The sequence below is a fragment of the Paraburkholderia edwinii genome (genome assembly GCF_019428685.1).
GTDB classification, from domain to species: Bacteria; Pseudomonadota; Gammaproteobacteria; order Burkholderiales; family Burkholderiaceae; genus Paraburkholderia; species Paraburkholderia edwinii.
Genome location: NZ_CP080096.1, coordinates 743,572 through 763,863, shown reverse-complemented (window position 1 = coordinate 763,863; position 20,292 = coordinate 743,572). Strand labels below are relative to the sequence as shown.

Annotated in this window: 22 protein-coding genes; 12 read left to right on the top strand and 10 right to left on the bottom strand. The window is 57.8% G+C overall.

Going from position 1 to position 20,292, the window contains the following annotated elements; translation table 11 throughout:
- Positions 1–198 precede the first annotated feature (198 nt).
- On the top strand, positions 199–2,172 hold the full coding sequence (locus KZJ38_RS25130; RefSeq protein WP_219802463.1) for a PhoX family protein: 1,974 nt from the start codon (positions 199–201) through the stop codon (positions 2,170–2,172).
- Between the two features lie 25 nt (positions 2,173–2,197).
- Here KZJ38_RS25130 and KZJ38_RS25125 read toward each other — a convergent pair whose 3' ends face one another.
- Both KZJ38_RS25125 and KZJ38_RS25120 read right to left on the bottom strand, forming a co-directional pair.
- The gene (locus tag KZJ38_RS25125; protein WP_343223877.1) at positions 2,198–2,605 is read right to left on the bottom strand and encodes a helix-turn-helix domain-containing protein; all 408 of its coding nucleotides are present in this window, start codon (positions 2,603–2,605) and stop codon (positions 2,198–2,200) included.
- A 344-nt stretch (positions 2,606–2,949) separates the two neighbouring features.
- Positions 2,950–3,609 carry a DUF4397 domain-containing protein gene (locus KZJ38_RS25120; protein ID WP_219802460.1) on the bottom strand — a complete coding sequence of 220 codons (660 nt, stop codon included), beginning with the start codon at positions 3,607–3,609 and terminating at the stop codon, positions 2,950–2,952.
- A 347-nt stretch (positions 3,610–3,956) separates the two neighbouring features.
- Here KZJ38_RS25120 and KZJ38_RS25115 point away from each other — a divergent pair, with 347 nt between their 5' ends.
- A complete protein-coding gene (locus KZJ38_RS25115; RefSeq protein ID WP_219802459.1) occupies positions 3,957–4,940 on the top strand; it encodes a MerR family transcriptional regulator in 984 nt (327 codons plus the stop codon).
- Positions 4,941–5,105: 165 nt separating this feature from the next.
- On the opposite strand, the gene KZJ38_RS25110 is transcribed toward KZJ38_RS25115, so the two are convergent.
- From KZJ38_RS25110 to KZJ38_RS25100, 3 genes are all read right to left on the bottom strand, one after another.
- Complete coding sequence (locus KZJ38_RS25110) at positions 5,106–6,326, bottom strand: TIGR03118 family protein (protein WP_246642151.1); 1,221 nt, start codon at positions 6,324–6,326, stop codon at positions 5,106–5,108.
- Positions 6,327–6,854: 528 nt separating this feature from the next.
- Positions 6,855–8,237: an FAD-binding oxidoreductase gene (locus KZJ38_RS25105; protein WP_219803611.1), complete on the bottom strand. Its 1,383-nt coding sequence runs from the start codon at positions 8,235–8,237 to the stop codon at positions 6,855–6,857.
- 117 nt (positions 8,238–8,354) lie between these two features.
- The gene (locus KZJ38_RS25100) at positions 8,355–9,530 is read right to left on the bottom strand and encodes an alkene reductase (RefSeq protein WP_219802456.1); all 1,176 of its coding nucleotides are present in this window, start codon (positions 9,528–9,530) and stop codon (positions 8,355–8,357) included.
- Between the two features lie 112 nt (positions 9,531–9,642).
- Between KZJ38_RS25100 and KZJ38_RS25095 the strand changes: the two genes are divergently transcribed.
- A complete protein-coding gene (locus KZJ38_RS25095; RefSeq protein WP_219802454.1) occupies positions 9,643–10,614 on the top strand; it encodes a LysR family transcriptional regulator in 972 nt (323 codons plus the stop codon).
- Positions 10,615–10,651: 37 nt separating this feature from the next.
- On the opposite strand, the gene KZJ38_RS25090 is transcribed toward KZJ38_RS25095, so the two are convergent.
- Positions 10,652–11,284, bottom strand: a complete 633-nt coding sequence (locus KZJ38_RS25090) for a LysE family translocator (protein WP_219802453.1) — start codon at positions 11,282–11,284, stop codon at positions 10,652–10,654.
- Between the two features lie 397 nt (positions 11,285–11,681).
- Here KZJ38_RS25090 and KZJ38_RS25085 point away from each other — a divergent pair, with 397 nt between their 5' ends.
- The 5 genes from KZJ38_RS25085 (at position 11,682) to KZJ38_RS25065 (ending at position 15,214) form a co-directional block, all read left to right on the top strand.
- Positions 11,682–12,113, top strand: coding sequence for a hypothetical protein (locus KZJ38_RS25085; protein ID WP_219802451.1), 432 nt, complete (start codon positions 11,682–11,684; stop codon positions 12,111–12,113).
- 296 nt (positions 12,114–12,409) lie between these two features.
- Positions 12,410–12,928: an NUDIX hydrolase gene (locus tag KZJ38_RS25080; protein WP_219802449.1), complete on the top strand. Its 519-nt coding sequence runs from the start codon at positions 12,410–12,412 to the stop codon at positions 12,926–12,928.
- 196 nt (positions 12,929–13,124) lie between these two features.
- Positions 13,125–13,685 carry an NMCC_0638 family (lipo)protein gene (locus KZJ38_RS25075; protein ID WP_219802447.1) on the top strand — a complete coding sequence of 187 codons (561 nt, stop codon included), beginning with the start codon at positions 13,125–13,127 and terminating at the stop codon, positions 13,683–13,685.
- A 173-nt stretch (positions 13,686–13,858) separates the two neighbouring features.
- Complete coding sequence (locus KZJ38_RS25070) at positions 13,859–14,272, top strand: hypothetical protein (RefSeq protein WP_219802445.1); 414 nt, start codon at positions 13,859–13,861, stop codon at positions 14,270–14,272.
- Positions 14,273–14,329: 57 nt separating this feature from the next.
- Complete coding sequence (locus KZJ38_RS25065; RefSeq protein ID WP_219802444.1) at positions 14,330–15,214, top strand: hypothetical protein; 885 nt, start codon at positions 14,330–14,332, stop codon at positions 15,212–15,214.
- 126 nt (positions 15,215–15,340) lie between these two features.
- Here the strand turns inward: KZJ38_RS25065 and KZJ38_RS25060 are convergent, their stop codons facing one another.
- Both KZJ38_RS25060 and KZJ38_RS25055 read right to left on the bottom strand, forming a co-directional pair.
- Positions 15,341–15,754, bottom strand: coding sequence for a GlcG/HbpS family heme-binding protein (locus KZJ38_RS25060; protein WP_219802442.1), 414 nt, complete (start codon positions 15,752–15,754; stop codon positions 15,341–15,343).
- A 188-nt stretch (positions 15,755–15,942) separates the two neighbouring features.
- Entirely contained in the window at positions 15,943–16,194 is a 252-nt protein-coding gene (locus tag KZJ38_RS25055; protein WP_219802441.1) for a SymE family type I addiction module toxin, read from the bottom strand.
- Between the two features lie 604 nt (positions 16,195–16,798).
- Here KZJ38_RS25055 and KZJ38_RS25050 point away from each other — a divergent pair.
- The 3 genes from KZJ38_RS25050 to rpsU all read left to right on the top strand — a co-directional run bounded on the left by KZJ38_RS25050 (position 16,799) and on the right by rpsU (position 17,799).
- Entirely contained in the window at positions 16,799–17,089 is a 291-nt protein-coding gene (locus KZJ38_RS25050; RefSeq protein ID WP_219802439.1) for a hypothetical protein, read from the top strand.
- A gap of 141 nt (positions 17,090–17,230) precedes the next feature.
- Complete coding sequence (locus KZJ38_RS25045; protein WP_219802438.1) at positions 17,231–17,533, top strand: hypothetical protein; 303 nt, start codon at positions 17,231–17,233, stop codon at positions 17,531–17,533.
- 53 nt (positions 17,534–17,586) lie between these two features.
- Positions 17,587–17,799, top strand: coding sequence for a 30S ribosomal protein S21 (gene rpsU, locus KZJ38_RS25040; RefSeq protein ID WP_219802436.1), 213 nt, complete (start codon positions 17,587–17,589; stop codon positions 17,797–17,799).
- Between the two features lie 16 nt (positions 17,800–17,815).
- On the opposite strand, the gene KZJ38_RS25035 is transcribed toward rpsU, so the two are convergent.
- Positions 17,816–18,952 (bottom strand): MFS transporter, encoded by a 1,137-nt coding sequence (locus tag KZJ38_RS25035; RefSeq protein ID WP_219802435.1) that lies wholly within the window; start codon positions 18,950–18,952, stop codon positions 17,816–17,818.
- Positions 18,953–19,000: 48 nt separating this feature from the next.
- Positions 19,001–19,780, bottom strand: a complete 780-nt coding sequence (locus KZJ38_RS25030) for a DeoR/GlpR family DNA-binding transcription regulator (protein WP_219802434.1) — start codon at positions 19,778–19,780, stop codon at positions 19,001–19,003.
- Positions 19,781–19,972: 192 nt separating this feature from the next.
- Between KZJ38_RS25030 and KZJ38_RS25025 the strand changes: the two genes are divergently transcribed.
- Positions 19,973–20,290: a hypothetical protein gene (locus KZJ38_RS25025; protein ID WP_219802432.1), complete on the top strand. Its 318-nt coding sequence runs from the start codon at positions 19,973–19,975 to the stop codon at positions 20,288–20,290.
- The last annotated feature ends 2 nt before the right edge of the window (positions 20,291–20,292 follow it).

Below are 20,292 nucleotides of genomic sequence, written 5' to 3'. Positions count from 1 at the left end.
ACGCGTGCGCGTCTCCGGGCTCTTGGGACGTACAGGAGCACGATTCCTCCCTACCCGGCAAAACATTACTTACAGCTGTCAAGATAGTTTCATATTCATTTCATAGCATTGCTCGCGTTTCCTACCCGAGCGCGGCTATGGACTGGTGCGGTCCTTTCGGCGTACTCGCTACTACTTCAACCGGGACCCCAACAGAATATGGACCAGCACTTCGACTCGTCGCGCCGAAAGGCACTCAAACTGATCGCCGGCGCGCCCATGTTGCCGCTCGGCGGCGCGCTCGCCGCCTCGTCAATGCTGGCCGCGTGCGGAGGCGACGATACGCCGGCAGCAACCGCGGCCGCACCGGTCACGCAGGCCGCTTTCACATCGGCCTCGTTTAACGGCATGCCGGCGCCGACGCTGGACAATCCCGCCGCGATGGCGCAGACGACCGTCGGCTCGACGCTGACGGCGCGTTATGCCGACGGCAGCAGCATCAACTACAAGCTCGCCTATCAATCGTTTTTCACGACCGGCGACGCGGTCGCGAATACGCTCGGCGGCACGATCGTCGCGGGCGGCTACTACGACATCAACAACCAGCCGATCATCGATGGCTCGAAGCCCGGCAGCGAACGTCAGTTCTTCTCGAATTGTCCCGATGGCACATCGCTGCTCAAGCTCGACAATCCGACCGTGCGCGGCGTCAAGGGCAAAGCGGTGTTCGCGGTCGTGCAGTTCGAATACGCGGATATGGATCTGAGCGGTGCGGATATGTACGGCCAGCTGCCGTCGCCGATCGCGGTGCTCACACTCGATCAGGATCCGGCCACCGGCAAGCTGTCGCTCGTTAGCTATGCCAACGTCGACACCTCGCCGGCGCACGGCCTCTGGATCACCTGCGGCGCGAGCCTGTCACCGTGGAACACGCATCTGTCGAGCGAGGAATACGAGCCGGACGCGACCAAAGCGGCCACCGATGCGCAGTTGCGTGCATACAGCCAGAATCTGTACGGCGACCCATCGAAGGCAAACCCGTATCACTACGGGCATTTGCCGGAGATCACCGTGCATCCGGACGGCACGGGCAGCGTCAAAAAGCACTACTGCCTCGGCCGCATCTCGCACGAGTTGATCCAGGTGATGCCGGACCAGCGCACCGTGCTGATGGGTGACGATGCAACCAACGGCGGCCTGTTCATGTTCATCGCGGACACCGCGAAGGATCTGTCGGCCGGTACGCTGTACGTTGCGAAGTGGAATCAGACGTCATCGGCGGGCGCGGGCTCGGCGACACTGTCGTGGATCAAACTCGGCCATGCGACGAGCGCCGAGATTGAAGCGCTCGCAGACCAGCTGAAGGCGGCCGACATCATGGACGTGATTCCGGTCAGCAATACGGATACGACGCAGTACCCGAACTACCAGAAAATCCACTTCAACAACTCGTTCAACTGGGTGCAAATCAAGCCGGGTATGGAGAAGGCCGCGACCTTCCTCGAGACACACCGCTACGCCGCCCTCGCCGGCGCCAGCATGTGCTTCACGAAGCTCGAAGGAACGACCGTCAATGCACAGGACAAGGTGCTGTATTCGGCGATGTCGCAAATCGTGACGTCGATGGTACGCGGCAATGTCCATTCCACCGACATTGCGCTCGACAAAGCGATCAGCGCGGGCGCCGTCTATGCGCTGAACTTGCGCGGCGGCCAGCAGGCAACCGACGGCTCGGCGATCGATAGCGAATGGGTGCCGGTCGACATGAGCGCACCGGCGGCACTGGTCGGCGAGGACCTCGCGACGGCAGATGCGCTTGGCAACACGGCGAACGCCGACAAGATTGCGAGCCCGGACAATCTGAAGTTCTCGGAAAAGTTGCGCACGCTGTTCATCGGCGAGGACAGCAGTCAGCACGTGAACAACTTCCTGTGGGCGTACAACGTCGACACAAAAGTGCTGTCACGTGTGCTGTCGACACCCGCCGGTGCAGAATCGACGGGACTGCATGCCGTCGACGAGATCAACGGCTGGACCTACATCATGAGCAATTTTCAGCACGCCGGCGACTGGGGTGGGATTCACAGCAAAGTGCAGGCGACGCTCGATCCGCTTGTGCGCGCGAACTTTAAGGATGGGTATGCCGCGTCGGTCGGTTATTTGACGGCGGAGGCGACCGCGGTGAAGCTTTAATAGGGTGGTGGTGTAGCAGGAAGTCTTAGGCCACGCTTGCGCGTGGCCTTTTTTTGTTGGCGATGCTTGTATCACGCTTGGGCGGAGCACCAAACATGCGCGCATATTCGCGGCTGAATTGCGACGCGCTCTCATAGCCGACCGCAAATGCGGCCGCTTCGGCCCCTAGCGACTGAGACAACATCAACCGCCGGGCTTCAAGAAGACGAAGCTGCTTCTGATACTGAACCGGCGTCAGCGAAGTCAATGCCTTGAACTGGCGGTGAAACGCGGAACGGCTAAGCTGCGCGACCGACGCAAGCTCGTCGATGTGAACCGGGTCGGCATAGCGTTGCCGCAGGGACTGGATGGCTTGCAACACACGATGGGACGGACCGTCTGGCGGGTGGCATTCACATTTGAATGCGCGGTCGACCAGGTTATTACTTCGCATCCGGCGGCTTCGTACTGTCATCAGGGGACGAACTGTATGCGCTGCCTTTGGATGCATCCCTGTACCCTTCCATTTGTCCGCTCCACCTCGCGGCGCCCCACGGGCTAGACACGGGCTCACTGTGATAAGTCATCCCTGACGTTGCGGCGCCATGAGCGCCGCCACCACCGCTTCCGCCGTTTCCATTTCCGCCCTGCGCAAACGTCGCGCACGGCGCGCAAAGCGAGAGTGAAGCAATGCACGGCAATAAGGTCTTCAGCATTCGAGGTTTCATGGCACTACTCTCCGGAATATTCCCCGAGACATCGCGTAAATACTTTTACAGACCCGACGCCAAATCGAATTTAACCATCCGTCAGTACTTTTATAGTCAAAGGATTAGTCGGCGAAGTCTTCACGGACCCGATCGCAACGGCAGAGTAATTCGTGCCGCTCGATACTGTGAGGCTTGCCTGGATCGCCGTGGTCGATGTGCCCGCGGCATTCACTTGAACATTGTAGGTGCCGGCTGGTAGCGTCAGATAACTGCTGATTGTTCCGAAGGGCACATTGGACAGCACGACCTGGCCATTCACCACTATATCGACAGGTCCAGCGTCAGGCGCTGCGTGGATCACGCGAACCCTGGCCTGTCCCGCGGGCGCGGCGGACGTTTCGTCCGTGGCTAGCAACGCCTGAATATTGGCGACGAAGTTCGCCGCGATCGCGGTGTATGCCGCTCCACTGGACAGATTGGGCTTCACGTCGATAACCGTTGTCGAAGTACCCGCAGCGTTCACCTTGATCTCGCGCGCGCCGGCAGCGACGTTCAGGTATGAAGAGACGGTCGGGTAGGGAACGTCGTTCAGAACCTTGGTGCCATCGACATACACGTCCACGTTGGGCGCATCGGGAGAGGCGTGCAGGACGCGCAGGCGCGCCGGTGGAGAATCGTCGCCGCCGCCACATGCGGTGATAAGGACACTCAGTAGAACCATACCAAGCAAACTCAGAACGCGTCGCATCGCAGCCTCCCTGTGTGTCGCAAACGGTCTTAGTCCCGCCGGGCACGGCAGGGCTTCAACGACAATGATTCGGCATGGCAACTTTTTTGATTAGCCTAGAGTTCACAGGGCCGAACGGAAAGAGCGAATCTGCGTCAAAAGCGAGACAACCGTAGGGACCTGCAACGGTGAAAATCTACGTTGGTCCGCGCCGCCGACAGCGGGCGCGGCCACTCGACCCGGGTGGATTCCTCAGAAAAATGTGACGTGCGCTCAATCTGAATCAGCTGACGCAAACAGATGCTTCGTTTCTGATACAGCATTGCCTACACTTCGGATTCGGGAATCCCATCTTGTCAGCAACGCAAATGGAAACGTCTCGCGTATCCGAGCCTGTGCCGCGCTACCGCATCGGGGCGGTTGCGCAACTAGCCAATTTGCCCGTCGGCACATTGCGCGTGTGGGAACGCCGCTATGGGGTGGTGTCGCCAGCAAGGTCCGCATCGGGGCATCGGTTTTACAGCGAAGCGGATATTCATCGTGTCGCACTTCTGAAAAACCTCGTCGATCGAGGTCATGCAATCGGATCGATCGCGAAGCTCGATGCGCAGCAACTCGAGCGACTTGCGTTCATGCACATTGACCGGGTCGCTGCCTTGCCTACACCGGAAGCGTGCGCCGACGTCCAGATTGTGTTCGTCGGCACGACAATGGCAAAAAGGATTCAGAAGAGTCTTTCAACGTCACCGCACGCTCCCCTGATCGTCCCAACGGTGTTCGACAACATGACACAGGCGTTCGCCAATCCTCCTGTGCGCCGCGCCGATCTGCTCCTGTTGCATCTGCCGTCGCTTCATCCTGACGACATTGGCCGTGTGCTGACTTTGAGCGCTTCCTGTCATGCCGCGAGGGTCGCGGTCATTTACGCATTTGCCGCCGAGCACACTGTCGAACATCTCAAACAGGTTGGGGTGCACACGCTGCGAGAACCGCTTAGTGGGTCCGACACGTCGCGCACAATTCTGGAGCTATTAGGCAAGCGAATTGATGATCCGTCGGTCGATGCACTGAATTACAGTCCACCGGCGCCGCGACGTTATGGGGACGACGTCCTGACAGGCATGGCGAACGCATCGACGACGATTGCCTGCGAATGTCCCCGGCATCTGGCCGACATCATCATGCAGCTCTCTGCATTCGAGCGCTATAGCAATGAATGCATGGCGCGCACACCCGCCGACGCCTACTTGCATAGCTATCTCGCCAACGTGTCTGGTCGGGCCCGAGAGATGTTCGAAGTTGCGCTGGGTCGCCTCGAGCGGGAAGAGCGATGGATTGCGGACAGGGAATAATCGCGTCCAAGGTACGTTTGTCTAAGCGAAGGACTGACTGCAATAGAAAAAACGCACCGCAGATTGCTGCTGTGATGCAATAAGGCGACCGACAATTAAAGCAGATTGCGACCCAAAACGCCGCTATCGCAAAGAAGGCATATCGCAATAGCGGCGTTACACCGGTTACTGGTCATTCCCCTTGGTCAGGTCGGCCGCGACGGGTGTCAGGAAACCGAACAGCGAACTGGACTGTGCTCCTTGTCCGGTAAACGACGTGAAGTAGAGTTCCGCAGCCGGGGCGCCTGCCGCGTCATAGTTTTCAGGCGACGAATTGCCTGGAGCGATGCCGTGCAGACCAGGGATCACGAGCGGCTTGCCCGTCGTATCTTTCAGAAAGCCGTGGAATTTCCCGCTCGCAATATCGAACGCCGCGATCATTCCACTGGATCCGCTGTTATCGTTACCGGTCTGCGCGACGAGCAGCTCGTGACTGGCTCCCCCGAAGTCGAGCGGCGCCAACGCGATGCCGTATGGCGCATTCATGAAATCGCCATGCTCGAGCCGCTCGATCAGTACACCTTCCGCAGAAAATACATCGACAAAGCCAAGGCCCTGTCCCGATACCGGAGTCGTGCTTCTGCGGTCGGGATGAAAGGCATAGGCGACGACGATGTCGTTGCCTATGGCCTGGACGCTGTAGGGCGAAAAGCCTGCGGGCAAACGGTCATCGACGAACGGTTCATTGTCTGTGAATACGCGGTCGCTGTTGAAACGATACGGTCCCGCATCGGCGCGCGGAAACCTGACCGGCCGAAATGCGGAGTCGTAGACGTCGATACGCTGAAGACCAAAATTCGCTGCATATAGGTAGTGCTTTCCCTGGACAAACGCAGTGGCGATCGCGGTATAGACCGATCCGGGTGCACCGGTTGCGACGATTTCAGCGTGCGTCGATGGCGGTGTCGCACCGGATGCAACACCAACGGTGGGGCTCCAGGCGGCAATTGCACCATCGAGTGTGCTGAACACGAAATGGGACTGCGTGCCGCCGACCTGGAAGTCGGCCGGGCTTTCGTTCGAAATCACCCCCGATGGGGTTCCCATTGCCGTACTCCCCGGTGCCGCATTGGCCGGCGGAACGGTGACGACCAGCGACTGCTTCGTGCCGTCGCCGATGTAGAGCGTACTGACGCCCGACATTGAATCCGACACCCACCATTCGTCACCGGATGCACGTGCGAGACCGATAGGCCCGCTCAGTTGTGCATCGGCGAAGTGAGCGGCGCCTGCCGGATTCGAAACCAGGCTGGTTACGGTATAGCTTTGGGCCGAAGCGGTTCCGATACTCAAACCCAACGACACAAATAGTGACGCTGCACTCACGAGCTTTAACTTCGTTTTCATTTTCACTCCGATACGATTGGAACACCGAGGGGACATCAGTCCATTCTGCAGACAGGCGGCGTTTGCAAGCTCCCGTATGCAAAATGACAAGTAAGGATGGCGAAAGAATATTTATAATTGAGTAACCGATAGCCTTCTCGAAGGCGCACTCGTACAACGCATGCACGAGAGAGCGAAGACCCATGCGACTATTGGAGCAAGAAAAAAACGAAAAAAAACGGGCACATCCGAAGAGCCAATCGCGGTTTACGAAGATCCCTTCGCAAAGCACGATAGTCGCCGGACACCGCACCGCTTACGTTCAGAAATCGCAGGGGCGCTTAGCGCTTTTTTGAAAGGCAAACCCGGCCGTCTTGTGAATAGCGTCAGGAGTTTGCTGTGTGCATTGATGCTGTCGCGAACCTTGCTGACGATTTCAAGAGACCGATGGCGCGCGTCGAGATCGTTACGATCGCGAGACCATCATTCTGGGTGTCCGCTGATACCCGCGCTACAAACTCGTCTGCGTGATCTTGTCGAGCTGTCACCTCATGGCCGCGGTTCAATGTTCGGATTGAGCCTGAATAAATTTGTCGGATCGTATTTGGCTTTTATCTGCGCGAGACGTTCGTAGTTGTTGCCGAACGCCGCGCGAACCTCGGCGGGGCTAGCGTCCCCGAGGAAGTTCACAAGTGAGGTGCGCGCGGAATACGGCTGCAATGCGGCGGCGAAGTTGCGGACCCAACCGATATGGCGCTCACTATCTTCTTGCTCGATCCATTTGGCTTCGACCGCGATGTTGAAGCCCGCATCGCGCTGCGAATATGCCGTATCTGCAACAGCAATATTGCGCACCGCGCCATCGACTATCTGCAGCTGCACCATGCTTAGCGGCGACGCAACTGCATTGCTTTGTTCGATGACGAGGTCGATCACTTCGTCACTCAAATCGCTGACGAACGTCGAATTCAAGTAATTGCTAGCCCCGTCAGGACTGGTTGTATTGGTAAGCCTCTGCATGTCTGGAAACGGCAACGACCGCACGTCTGAAAAGAGAGGCGTACCGAATTCGCGCATAGGCTTTATCACGCGCTCGGCGTCGCACTCTGGGCCGCAGTAGCACATCATCAGGGCGACCGCGGGCTTGCCGTCTCGCGTCGTCATGAGGGCAGCGTAAACGGTCAGTTCGTCGGGCGCGAGAAACATGAAGTCGCGGTACGCGCGCAGCACCTTCCTGCTCTCGCTGCGCGGATACGCGATAATGCCGCCGTACACTTTCGAAACGGGATGAGCGCGGAACGTCAGCGACGACACGATCCCGAAGTTTCCCGCGCCGCCTCGCAATGCCCAAAACAGATCCGCGTGCTCGGTCTGATGCACAGTCAACGTTGTTCCTTCGGCCGTCACAACCTCGCACGACAGAAGGTTGTCGCACGTAAGACCATACTTGCGCGAGAGCCAACCGTATCCGCCACCCAGCGTAAGACCCGCAACGCCAATCTTCGGCACCACGCCCGTCGGCACGGCAAGTCTAAGGCGATGTGTTACGCGATCAAGATCTTCAAGCAACGCGCCGCCCTGAACAGTCACTGTGGGGGTATTGTCGTGGGCCGCGACTTGCTTCATCAACGACAGGTCGATTACGAGTCCGCCGTCGCACAACGCATGTCCGGCCACATTGTGTCCGCCGCCCTTCACGGCCAGGACAACGTCGTTCTCACGTGCAAACACCACTGCCTGGGCGATGTCGTGAGTCGAAAGGCATTGCACAATCAGGCCAGGTGACTTTGAAACTCTTTTATTCCAGACAACCCGTGCTGCGCGATACGCAGAGGTGTGAGGAAAAAGAATTCGTCCATAGAAGCTCTGAATAAATCGGTTTAGATTGTCCGTGGAGACACTCGAGCCATCGCGCTTCTTGATAGTTGTCATGCAATCCCTTTCCGCCCATCACAATTAAACGCAATCGAAGATTTCATATCAATTCGCATGCCTTAAATTTGTTTAAAGGGCTGACCAGGTAGGGACGTGCGTCAACCCATTATTCGGTCAGGCCGCGCTGTTTGCGGAAGTCTCGTCCGAATAGGAGGGGTAGTCGGTGTATCCAACCTCGCCATTGCGCGTATAGAAGCCTGACCGATCCGGTTCCGCCAATGGCCAGCCATGACGGAGGCGCTCAACGAGGTCTGGGTTGGCGATATATGTCCTGCCGAACGCGATCAGGTCCACGAGCCCAGAGTCGAGCGCGGCTTGAGCGCGCGCCAGGTTCGTAAAGCCGCCGCACCAGATGAAGGCGCCAGGGAATACCGCCCGGGCCTTGGCTAGCAGAGCGTGGTCGAGATATTCCGGCGGGTTGAACTCCCCGGTCTCCATGTTTCCTGTGGGCAGCAGTTCGTAGACCAGATGGACATAGGCCACGCCGCGGCGCCCCAGTTGCTCGACGACATAGAGGAACGTCTCTTCAACAAGTGGATCCTTCGGGATGTCGCCGTAACTGCCGAACGGAGACAGGCGAACACCCACGCGACCCGGCCCGAGCTCCGCCACGACCGCATCGACGACTTCCATCAGGAAACGCGTACGGCCTTCCACGTCGCCGCCGTAGCGGTCGGTGCGTGTGTTAAGCGCGGAGTTCATGAACTGCTCGAAAATATAGCCGTTGGCTCCATGGATTTCGACACCGTCTGCACCAGCAGCTCGTGCGTTGGCAGCAGCTTTGGCGAAAGTGCCGGCCATGGCCGCCACCTCGTCCGTGCTGAGCGCCCTCGGCGTGTCGGGGGTCATGAACTGCAGCTTTCCGTCCGGACCGTGGGCGAACACCTGCGAAGTCTCTGCCCGTTCCGTGGTCGCCCCGACCGGGGTCTGGCCATTTGGCAGGATCGAGGAATGGGCGAGCCTCCCAACATGCCAGAGTTGCATGAAAATCGTGCCGCCATGACGGTGAACCTCATCGGTCACGAGGCGCCAGCCCTGCATTTGGGCTTTCGAGTGATGGCCCGGTGTGCGCGCGTAGCCGTGGCTGGACTGGTCGATGTCGCCAGGCTCGGTGATGATAAGACCGGCGCTTGCCCGCTGGCCGTAATACTTGGCCATCAACGCATTGGGGAGGTCGCCATCAGTCGGCAGTTCCCCCTCGGTTGTGCGCGTGCGGGTCATCGGTGGCATGACGACACGGTTCTTGAGGTGAAGGCCACCCAAATAGTAGGGGTCGAATAAAGAAGTCATCGGGATCGTCCTTTTTGCCGTCTCTAGGGAGGTTGGTTGCTACAGGACGAGATGCTAGGTATGCTCAAACCATATTTCAAATCGATCGTAACCATATGAGGTATTACTGCTGATGATGAATGATGCGGTACTGCGAAAGGTCGATCTCAATCTGCTGCTGGCTTTCTCCGTGCTGATGCAGGAGCGCAACGTGACCCGAGCGGCGGAGCGGCTGTTTCTGGGGCAGCCGGGTCTTTCCGCTGCACTTCGGCGGCTCCGCGAGACGCTGGGCGACGAATTGTTCGTGCGCGTCGGTCGCACTTTGCAACCCACGCCCCGGGCGCTGTCTATCGCGCCTGCGATCGAGGACGCTCTTGCCGGCATCGAGCGTGCCCTTCGGCCGGCGGACGCCTTCGATCCGGCGCGCTGGCAGGGCGAGTTGCGCATCGCCACATGCGACAATCTTGAATCGTCATTTTTCGGGCCGTTGCTGGCGCGGCTGCGTCAGGAGGCGCCGCAAGCAAAGCTGATCAGCGTGGCCTTCGACGGGCGGAATGTCGCTCGCTTGCTTGACGAAGGTGCTTACGATTTCAGCATCTCTGTGCATGACGAGCCGTCATCGTGGCATGTGCGTGCACCGCTGTTCGAACAGACATCGCTCTGCATTTATGATGGGCGTCATCTGAAGTGCCCCGCGCGGCTTAGCCTTAAGAATTTCATCGGCGCGCCGCACGTGAACGTCTCGATTGCGGGTACCAGTGCAACCCATGTCGACGCAGCGCTTGCGCGCCTCGGCCATCGTCGCGAGGTGGTAGCGACGGTGCCGCATTTCTCCGCTCTGCCGATGACGTTGCAGGCGATCCCGGCGATCGCGACCATCCCGGAATACATGGCCCGCTGCATGGCGCAGCAGCACGATCTGACGATCTCGGAACCGCCGTTCGAGCTGCCGGCCGACGCGGTGACCATGCTTTATCGGCGTGTTGACCAGGCCGATAGCCGCGCGGTATGGCTGCGCCGCCTTACCGTGGAGGTGGTGAGGGATGCGTTGTCAGCGAGCGGCTCGCGCGTGGAGGTTTCAACCGATGCCTGCTGCTACGACTAGTTGATGCTTGCCGAGCCATCTGCGCTCCTCAACAACTTCATTTTCGGCTCTCGACGGCAAGCCGACATGCCAATCCCGCGAACACCGATCCAAGCAGATATCGAGGAATTCGCGACCGGCGGCGCTGACTCGACCACCGCGCGCCAAGTCGGCCGGCCAGAAGAATGACGATCCCATTCACAATCAAGCCGATAAAGTTGAGCACGGTCGCGAGGGTCAGGATCTGAAGGGCAACGGCGCCATCTTGAGGGCGTACAAACTGCGGAAAAAGCGCAAGGACGAATAGCGCCATTTTTGGATTGAGCAGATTGGTTAGCAGGCCCTGTCTGAAGATCTTTTGAGTAGCAAGACGAGTTTCGCCCGGCGCTGTTGTCGTTGGAGGCGAGGCCGTACGAAAGGTCTTCCACGCCAGGTAAAGCAGATAGGTAGCGCCAGCAAACCGCACTACATCGTAGGCGATGGGAACAGCGAGAAACAATCGGGACAGGCCAAATGCCGCCGCGATTGCATGACAGTAGGTTCCCACTAGTATTCCGGCTAGCGATGCAAAGCCGGCAGAGCGTCCCTGAGTCATGCTCCGTGACGCTATGAGCAGCATGTCCGGACCGGGCGTCATCGTTAGCGCAAGACAAGCTGCGGAGAAGAGTCCGAGGGTGGCAAGGCTAACCATGTGAGGTCCCCTTTTGTGTGGCACAAAAGGGATCTCAGTTTAATGAGTGCGCTTTATCTGGTCAATTTTGAACGAGTGATTCCGGTGAAGCCGGACGTCATCAAACAGCGAGTCGCATCCAGTCAGCATACGTACCCGCGGATCGTCTAGGTTGGCTGGATTTACGAAACCTTGCGGCATTGGATGCTTCGGTCCGTCTGTATACGCAGAGGCTATATGACCGCGGCTCGCGCGAGTAGCGCTGAAATCGGCAAGAAGCGGACATTCATAGATGCGTGGCTGCGAACTTTTTTGGTACCCACACGAAATCCCACTAGCCGGCCAACAGAGAAGGCGTGGATGTAAGAAAGACTTGAGATGAACGCTGTCGGCGACGGCTGACGGCGAATCCTGTTCCATGCGCTATATGACCTCAATACCTGACAGCTATGCCGACTCGATGCCCTCTGATCCTGATCTACTCGTGGACCTTGGACGAGTAGCGTGGGCCGCAGCACGTCTGCATGCAGGCGTTCGCGACTCCATCAACAAGCACAATGGCTCAACCTCAATGGCTCCCTTTGAACTGACTCTCGGGCAAGCCATTGCTGACCTCGAAAAACTCGCGAAAAATAATGATCGTGCAGACCAAGCAGATTGGGTTCGCGACTTTGGACGGCCTGCCAGCCGTCTTCGGAACGCGGTGATCCACGCCGTGACTTTTACCGCCCCCGATGGCAAACAGGCCATCGGAACAGTAGATAGGACTCCACCAGGCAGATTCCTTGTGCCTGATTTGCGAGCCGTCACGCTCGCGCTCATTGAGGCAAGCATGAAGTTGCCGGCCTAAGACATCGACGAGACGTTCGTATGCCGCATGTGAGACCGGCCTCTAGCCATCTGATTTCGGGTATTGCCCAAAGTCCGCTTTGGGTCGTGCCGCTGCCGATCTCCACATTGCGCGCTTCCGGGCAGAGCATGGATTTCGCATGAGGCAGTCACCGGCCCAAAAGCAGACGCTCAAATCATCTACTAAACTGGAGGCCGATTCAGTTCTTAAATTTCTGTTCCCTATCGTGTTCATTCGCTAGCTTCGAATTTGAAGAGGTAGGGTTAGCCTGGAAATATTCTAAAAATGGACCTCGCATGAAAGCTTATCTGATTGTTCTGGACAGCAGCCAAAACGTAATGATCGGACGGGGAGGCGCGTGCGCTGGGTTACAGCGTCAAGGTTGGCATCTCCCGGGGGGGACAATCAACATAGGCGAGAGTAAGACTGAAGCAGCCTTACGCGAATGTGCGGAAGAAACCGGATATCCAATCAAAATCCTCCCCAAAGCCTTCGGCAATGGGCCTGTGGAGCATGCGTCTTACTATGATCAGCATAACGCCAACCACAACCGGTCTTTTTTAGTATTGACCCTCGCTCAGCATCATACGGCGATCGACGCAAATTACGGTCAGCGAGCACGCCTTATGAGGTCCATCAAGCGCCCTGCCAACCCGCTCGATGAGCCGTTCAACGACGTAATCTGGATAAGCGCCGCCAATTTTAATGCGAACCACAGTACCCAGATGACTGCAGCGCAGAATACCGACTGGTTTTTTGATCCTTTACATTTATGGTTCAATGAGCCTTATGAGGCCCCTGATGATAACTATTGAGGCGACGTATTTGTGCTGTGTGCACAAGGTTGGTTTGTGACGTGTACGGGTATCGTTAGCAACGAGATTTGGCGACTAGCGGAGCTGTGGACTGCGGCCCCATGTTGCCCGACTGTCGAAGTGTGCGGCATCGGGCGTTTCGTTTCGTCTATATGAGCAGAAGCTATGTGACTGCGACTAACTATTGAGGTTCTTCGTGAATCGAATCGCGTTGAAAGTTGCCATCTGCTGCGTCGTTTTCGTGCGAGCTTCGCTTGCCTTTGCGCAGGCGGACGACGCAGAATTTTTCACGAGCCTTTACACATCGTTATGTGAAAAAAGCGTCCACAACACCGAAGCACTCCACAGCAAGCTTATCGAGAAAAAGCTCCCAGAGTTTCCCACGAGCCAGGCTGCTCTCTTTCTAGATGGATTCGAAGGACACGCTTATCCGATCCCGCACAACGGACAGATGGGAAACTTTGTTTTATCGTTGCCCACCGGAAAGAATATCTGCCTTGTTTTCGCAAGGCGCCTAGATGTCCAAACGACCCAAACGTTGTTCGCCCAAATGGCCGGCAACCCACCTGTTGGGACGGTGGCTGAAAGGCAGCCGGATGTGGATCAAGAAACTGGACCGAATGGCAAAACGCATACCGTTTCGTTCATCTGGACGCCCAAGGGCGGCGGAGAGAAGATTTTGCTTATGCAAACCACTGCGTCTTCGCCGACCGCTATGTTGCAGGCAATGACGAGTGTGTCGGTTGTTGCGCCGTAAATTCGCCGCGCGGCTGTTTTCAACCATTCCATCAAGCATGGTTAGCGGCGAATGGGGATGACCGCTTCCGGCAGTCGAGAGCGACTGCATCTGGTCGCACTGTGCAACCGTATAATCCCTGCCGCCGCAACGTGCGGAGTCAGAATTCACCTAATAGCTGTTCAGGTCTGGCAATGAGACTTCTTGTCGCTATTGTTGTGCTGCTTATGATTCCGCTTGATGCGATTGCTGGAACTCGGACCGCCGCGCCTGCGGAAATCGAGAAAGCTATTCGCCAACACGTCATCAAGCTGCAAGCCACCGAATACCGTGACGCACGGACGGTGATAGCTCAAAATGGCATCGTAGTGGTGATCTACACGATTGAAGGAGCGTGCGCTGGGATAAATCCGCGAGCGAAACCCGGCACTTGCTCGAACAATTGGGTTAGATACATGGTGGCGCTCTCAAATCATCGGATCACGCCTCCTGCCGCGATCGGAGGAAACGGCGGTCTTTCAGACACTGGCGTGAAAATTTCAGATGGGATAATTGAGGTAAGCGGCATATCCGCTGGTCCTAATGATGCAGCTTCGGGATCAAAATAGGCAGTACACTTCCACCACGATTTCGTAGAACGAAAATTCAGCGAACGTGGGGAGAGAATGTCACAGTTACTGTCTTTGATCCATCGCGTGCCTGATGTGGTTTGGTCTGGCATTGTCGCGTCTTTGATTACCGTGCTGGGCGTATTGGTTACAAATATTGGTTTATCGAGGCGTCACCGTGAGCAGTTGGCCCATAGCGCGAGCGAGAGCGAACTTAAGCGCCGACACGATGCTTCGGAGAGCACGCTGCAACGCAAGATGCAGCTGCGGCGTGATGTGTATATCCCGGCAGTGGAAGGGGTCATGTCCGCCGTTGAAGCATTGGGTGCCGGACACGATCCACTCCAAGCGACGGCTGACTTAAGCAGGAGATACACGGACTCGGTGGCGAAGATAGCCAAACTAAATGTTGTCGCTCGACCGGATACCGTGCAGGCCATTGGTGAGCTCCTTCATACGATGCAAACGTTGCAACTCACGCTAGTGCCCAAGAGAGTGGTCATCGATCAATTGCAGGCACAGGTTGCATCGCTTTCCCGTGCGGTGAGCCGCGCCGTACACGCGCATGGAAAATGGGTAGAGGCGCAGACAGCGCTGCTATACGAGGGGCCGCCAACACCGGCGCGATGGAAATTCGTGGTCGGCCAGATCGATTTCGCGCAGCGTCAAGTTGATGAGTGGAATCAGAAGCATGTAGCAACGGTTAGGGACTTGCAAGCCGCGACGCTTGATCACGTCAAAGTTTTCATCGGCGGCCAGCCCGCATTCTCCAAAGCCTCAATGGACGCCAACATTGCAATCCGAAGCGAGTTGGCGCTAGACGAGGGCGACACTGAGATGCTGCGCGCAATGTTGGTTCAACACAGCGAGAAGGCATACCAGAAACTTCTCGACGCGCTCGGATCGATGGAGGCGTCTCACCAACCCACCACTGCCAAGTAGATCTTGGCGACTGGAGCCATGTTGTTCCCTTTAAGTACGAATCGGCCGGTTTTGTAAACTCGACTCATCTTCCGATTCACAAACTCCTTGATGCCGCCACATTGCGTACACGCTTTGCTTTTAGCTTTAAAGCGCGGCGATAGCGGCCTCGGCCACTTCGATATCCTGCTCGACGGTCCCGGCACTGGCGCCGACAGCACCGATCACGTTCCCGTCGCGAACCACAGGAATGCCACCGCCGAAAATCACCACCTTCCCGGCGTTGCTGTCCTGAATGCCGAAAAGCGGTTTCCCTGACTGCGATAGCGATGCAAGAAACGACGTGGTCTTGTCGAAGAATCGCGCAGTCACGGCCTTGTCGATCGCGAGCTCGATACACCCGATCAGCGCGCCGTCCTGACGCACAAAACCAATCAGATGTGCACCCACGTCAACCACCGCGATGTTGTACGGAATGCCAAGCATCGTCGCCCGGGCTTCGCCGGCCGACAACATGCGCTTCGCATCTTCAAGCGTTAACGTTTCGCAGGACCGAGGCATCACATCCTCATCATGAGGTCGTGTACGAAAACCGTAAGCACGCCCTGACGCGAATGCTAGTTCATCATCGTGATGGGTGTTAGGGCATAGCGTCGCGCCAACGTGCGATTTGGCAAACGCTGTGTGGACCTGGAATCAAGATGGATTGCGGACCGGAGCGTAGCCAACCCCGGTCCTCGTGCGTATTTCTATTCAGGTCGCGCCGGCGTGATAACCAGCTTGTCCTTCTGCACTTCTACGCGAACCTTATCGGAAATCTCAAACCCCGCTTCCTCCAGCCAGCGCCCCGACAGACGAATCCAGGGCGCAGGCGGATAATCCGCGGGAGTATTCTTCCAAAACGGCCATCCCTTAGGCCGATAAAACGGCTGGCGTAGCCTCGATACGGTCAGGTAGCGAACCGAAGTACCGTTCTCTGTTTTATGATTGCGTTTAGCCATGGTCAACTCCCTCTATGAGTTGGTTGTGGTTAGCGGGTCGTTTGGGCGCCAACCCTTGCGACCCGCGCTCTTTTCTCCTTCCTGCTCTCCCTTCTTCGAATTCCGTTTGCTACAGAATGAACGCGTTGCGCGTTCGTTAGCGATCCCACATATTTTCCTCGAACGTATGAGGGAAAGCAATGGATCGCTGATACAGGCAACGTATCCTTCTTCACGCTCATCGCTTCAACATCAAACGCAATGCGTCCTGCCGGAAAGAAGATCAACAAGATCACCACGGCACCCTTCACCTCCAGAAAGTGATGACCGCCTGGCGCGAGTGCAGCGCCTCCATCCGAAGAATCTGACGCGATGACCAGAAGTAAGTATTAAACGTCCCGGAACGATCGAGTAAAAAACGGCTGTACATGCACCACAAAGCGCGTACCATGTCCGTGTCTCCTCGCGCCTGCGCTCGTCCCTGCGTACTGCCCGCGCGAACATAAGCGCCGCCAGGCCTCTCCACGAATGGCGCGTCGCGAACTCCCCCGGTGCTTGACCTTCCAGGTCCTCATCAGCCCTTCCCGCATCACCACACCGCGCAACCGCGGAAACAAAGGTCATCATGCAAGCCGCCCGTTATCTCTACAAAGGGCTGGAACTCCAGCCGCTCGTGTTTCCCCGCCAGCGCACGAAAGAAGGATTTAGCCGCAGCTACGACGAAGGTTTCGACGCCGCGGTCCGTATCAAGGAATCGGGGCCTGAGGCGGAGCAGGCGCGTAGCCGCGTCTTTGTGCTCCCCGTTGAGCGGGCGTTTCAGAGCAGCGGCGACGCAAGGCGCGCGTCGACCGCTTATGCAGAACATCTGATCGACTCCTGCCCGCCGGGCGCGACGATCTGGGACAGCGCTGCGTGAAAACGGTGTTCACGCTTTCAGTATTGCGCAATGGAATGGCTCGAGAAACGTCACGACTAACGTGACGTGACGCGTGAAGCGGCATGCCTGACTGCATCCGACCGTCAGGTGGAATCACTCTACGCTTTACAAAGGGGCAGCATGACGACGAACGAGTCACTGTTGAGTCTGGCGGAATATCTCGACCTCTCGCGCAACATCGGCGAGAGCGTGATCATGATGCAGGCATGCAACGACGCTTGTGCGATGTATGTCGGTAACGCAGCCAAAACCCAAAACTTACTGATCTTCCACGGGTCGATTGCGGTATCCCTTGCCGATGAAATCCTCAAACGGACGCGAATTGGCCTCAATCGGGTGGAGATCGCCGGGCAGATTTACCGCTTCGTTCGTAGCGTGACCCATTTCGAGGATCGAGGCGCTGTCGTTTTCGCTCCGACGTAGCGCCTGCCTGAATTCAATCAACGCTTCCCGCGTTTCTTCAAACAAGGAGCCCGATGACTACAGTCACATTGCGACCCAACGAACCCATGGAAGTCGCGCTGCGTCGATTCCGGCGATCGATCGATAACGCTGGACTTCTGAAAGAACTTCGCGCCCGCATGGCCTTCGAAAAGCCGACCACGCGACGCAAGCGTAAGAAGGCTGCCGCCGTGGCAAGGCAGCAAAAGCAAATCCGTCGATCGCTACCGCCTAGAAAGCCGTACTAGACGCCGCTCTTTTGACTTACGCCCGGGCAGTTGTCACCAAGCGTGCGCAGCAGGGAACGAGAAACAGCAGCGCAGCCAATCCCCAGAATGCCCCGGGCAATCCAACATGATTGGCCACAAAGCCGACACCGGCCGGACCCAGTAGATTTCCTGCATAACCGGTGGTGGTAATCGCCGCGACTGCAAGTGCAGACGGCATCGCGCGTTGCGTGCCTGCTTTGCGAAACAACACCGGCACGACATTCGATGCGCCGAGGCCGATCAGCAGGAAGCCGGACATCGCTACGACCGTAACCGTCGCGGTCAGCAAGATAACGAAACCAATGGTGGCGAGCACACCGCCCCAGAACACCACCATGCGATCGCCAAAGCGGGCCGTTATCGCGTCACCACTGAAACGGCCCACGGTCATCGCTATCGAGAACAGCATATAGCCGACTCCACCGCGTGCGGCATCGACCAGCCCTTTGCCGGTAATAAGCAAAGCGCTCCAGTCGAGCAGCGCGCCTTCAACCAGAAACGTAATGGCGGTGAGCGCGGCCAGCAACAGCACCACCCCATGCGGCATGACAAATAAAGGAGCGCCACTCTCCTGAGCCGTGTGGAGCAGCCGTGGTTGCGCAACGACCATTGCGGCGAACATCAGAACCGCACAGAACACGGTGCTCGCAAGCGTCCCGATCTGCATCGAAAGCAGAAACGTCATCAACGTCGCGCCGAAAAATCCACCGACGCTGAATAGCGCGTGAAACCCCGACATCAAATGACGCGCTTCCATGCGTTCAACTTCGATTGCGTGGACATTCATGGCGACGTCAAGCGAGCCGAGACACGCGCCGAATGCAAGCAACGCGATGGCCAGCGTAAGCGGCGTACTGACCACGGTTAGAAACGGAAGAATGATCGCGAGGCCAATGCCTCCCGCTGCGATAACCGGTTTGCTCCCATATCGCGCGCTGATCACGCCTGTGAATACCATGGCAATCACCGAGCCTAAGCCAAGGCACAGCAGCAGCATGCCGAGCAGGGCGTCATTCGCGCCGAGCCGGTCCTTGGCGAATGGCACGAGCGGCGCCCAGCACGAGACACCGAAACCCGCCACGAGGAACGCAAGGCGGGTGGCAAATCGGGCTGCTGGCTGATCTGAAGTCATTTCGCTCGATATGCTCATGGTCTGATCTCGTTGGGCTGTGTCATGGGCCTACAGGTCGGCTGACATCGCGACCAGGACCTTTGTCCCGGCCTTGGATAGAGACGCACGTTCTGCACGCGGCAAGTCATGTTCGACGACAACGCATTCGATCGCTCCAATTGCGGCGACGCGATGCGATGCACGAGCGATGAATTTGCCAGTCATCGCGAGTACCGCGTTGTGCGCACTAGCCGCAAGGACCGCGCGTTTAAACGTGGCATCGGCAAGATTGAAGGCACTGATACCGCCTTTAGACGATATGGCGCATGAACCGATAAAGCATCGGTCGATATTCATCTGCGCGACACTTTGCACGGCGGAGGCGTCGACGCATCCGCCGACGGTCGCGTCGACCGCGCCTCCAATCATGATCAGTTGCAGATCGCCGCGGTGAAGGACGGCAGCCGCGATATCGATGGAGTTGGTGGCGACGGTGAGCTCGCTTTCCTCCGGCAGTACCTCGACAAGCGCGAGATTCGTGCTGCCGCTGTCGAGGAATACAAGTTCGCCTGGCTCGATCAGCGGCACTGCTGCGCGCGCCAACGCCATTTTCCGTTCGCGGTCCTCGATCATGCGCGCCGTCATGGGAGCGGACGCAGGCGTGATGGGCAACGCGCCGCCGTAGACCCTGCGGCACAGCCCCTCGGCAGCGAGGGCGCGGAGATCGCGACGAATTGCGTCTTCTGAAATGTTGAACTCGACGGCGAGCGTGGCCGCTACCACCGACTGGCCTTGGGCGAGCCGATGCGCAATCTCGTCGCGCCGTGCGAGGGGGACATTGTCATTCATGCGGATATCTTACTGTGCACGAATAAGAATGTAAACGTGCATGATCGTGCATCGCTGGGATCAACGTTTTAGACCAACAAATAGGGCAGGTGTACAGATGAAAGTACGCGGCACGGCGGTTGCTCGATTTCGTCGTTAAGCAAGCGGTATTCGCTTGCGTAGAAATTTCAATCCAATTAAGGAGGACGGATCATGATCAAGGCAACCAGCATACTGATCGCGGCCACTGCCGCACTCGCGCTGTCGGGCGGCGCTTATGCCCAATCGGCTGGAGGCGGAGGCGGCTCCGGCTCGTCGAACGGCAGCACGGCCAGCCCGTCGAACCAGATGAACGGTGCGACGAACAGCTACGGCACGCCAGGCTCCACTAACTCGGACAGCGGCAAGATGAGCCCGAAGCCGAACTCGGGCCTGCCGAGCGCGAATAATGGTGCAGAAGCGGTGACCCCTGCTCCAAGCAATAACACGCTGGCAACCCCCAGTGTGAAGTCGCCGGCCGCTCCGCAATAAGG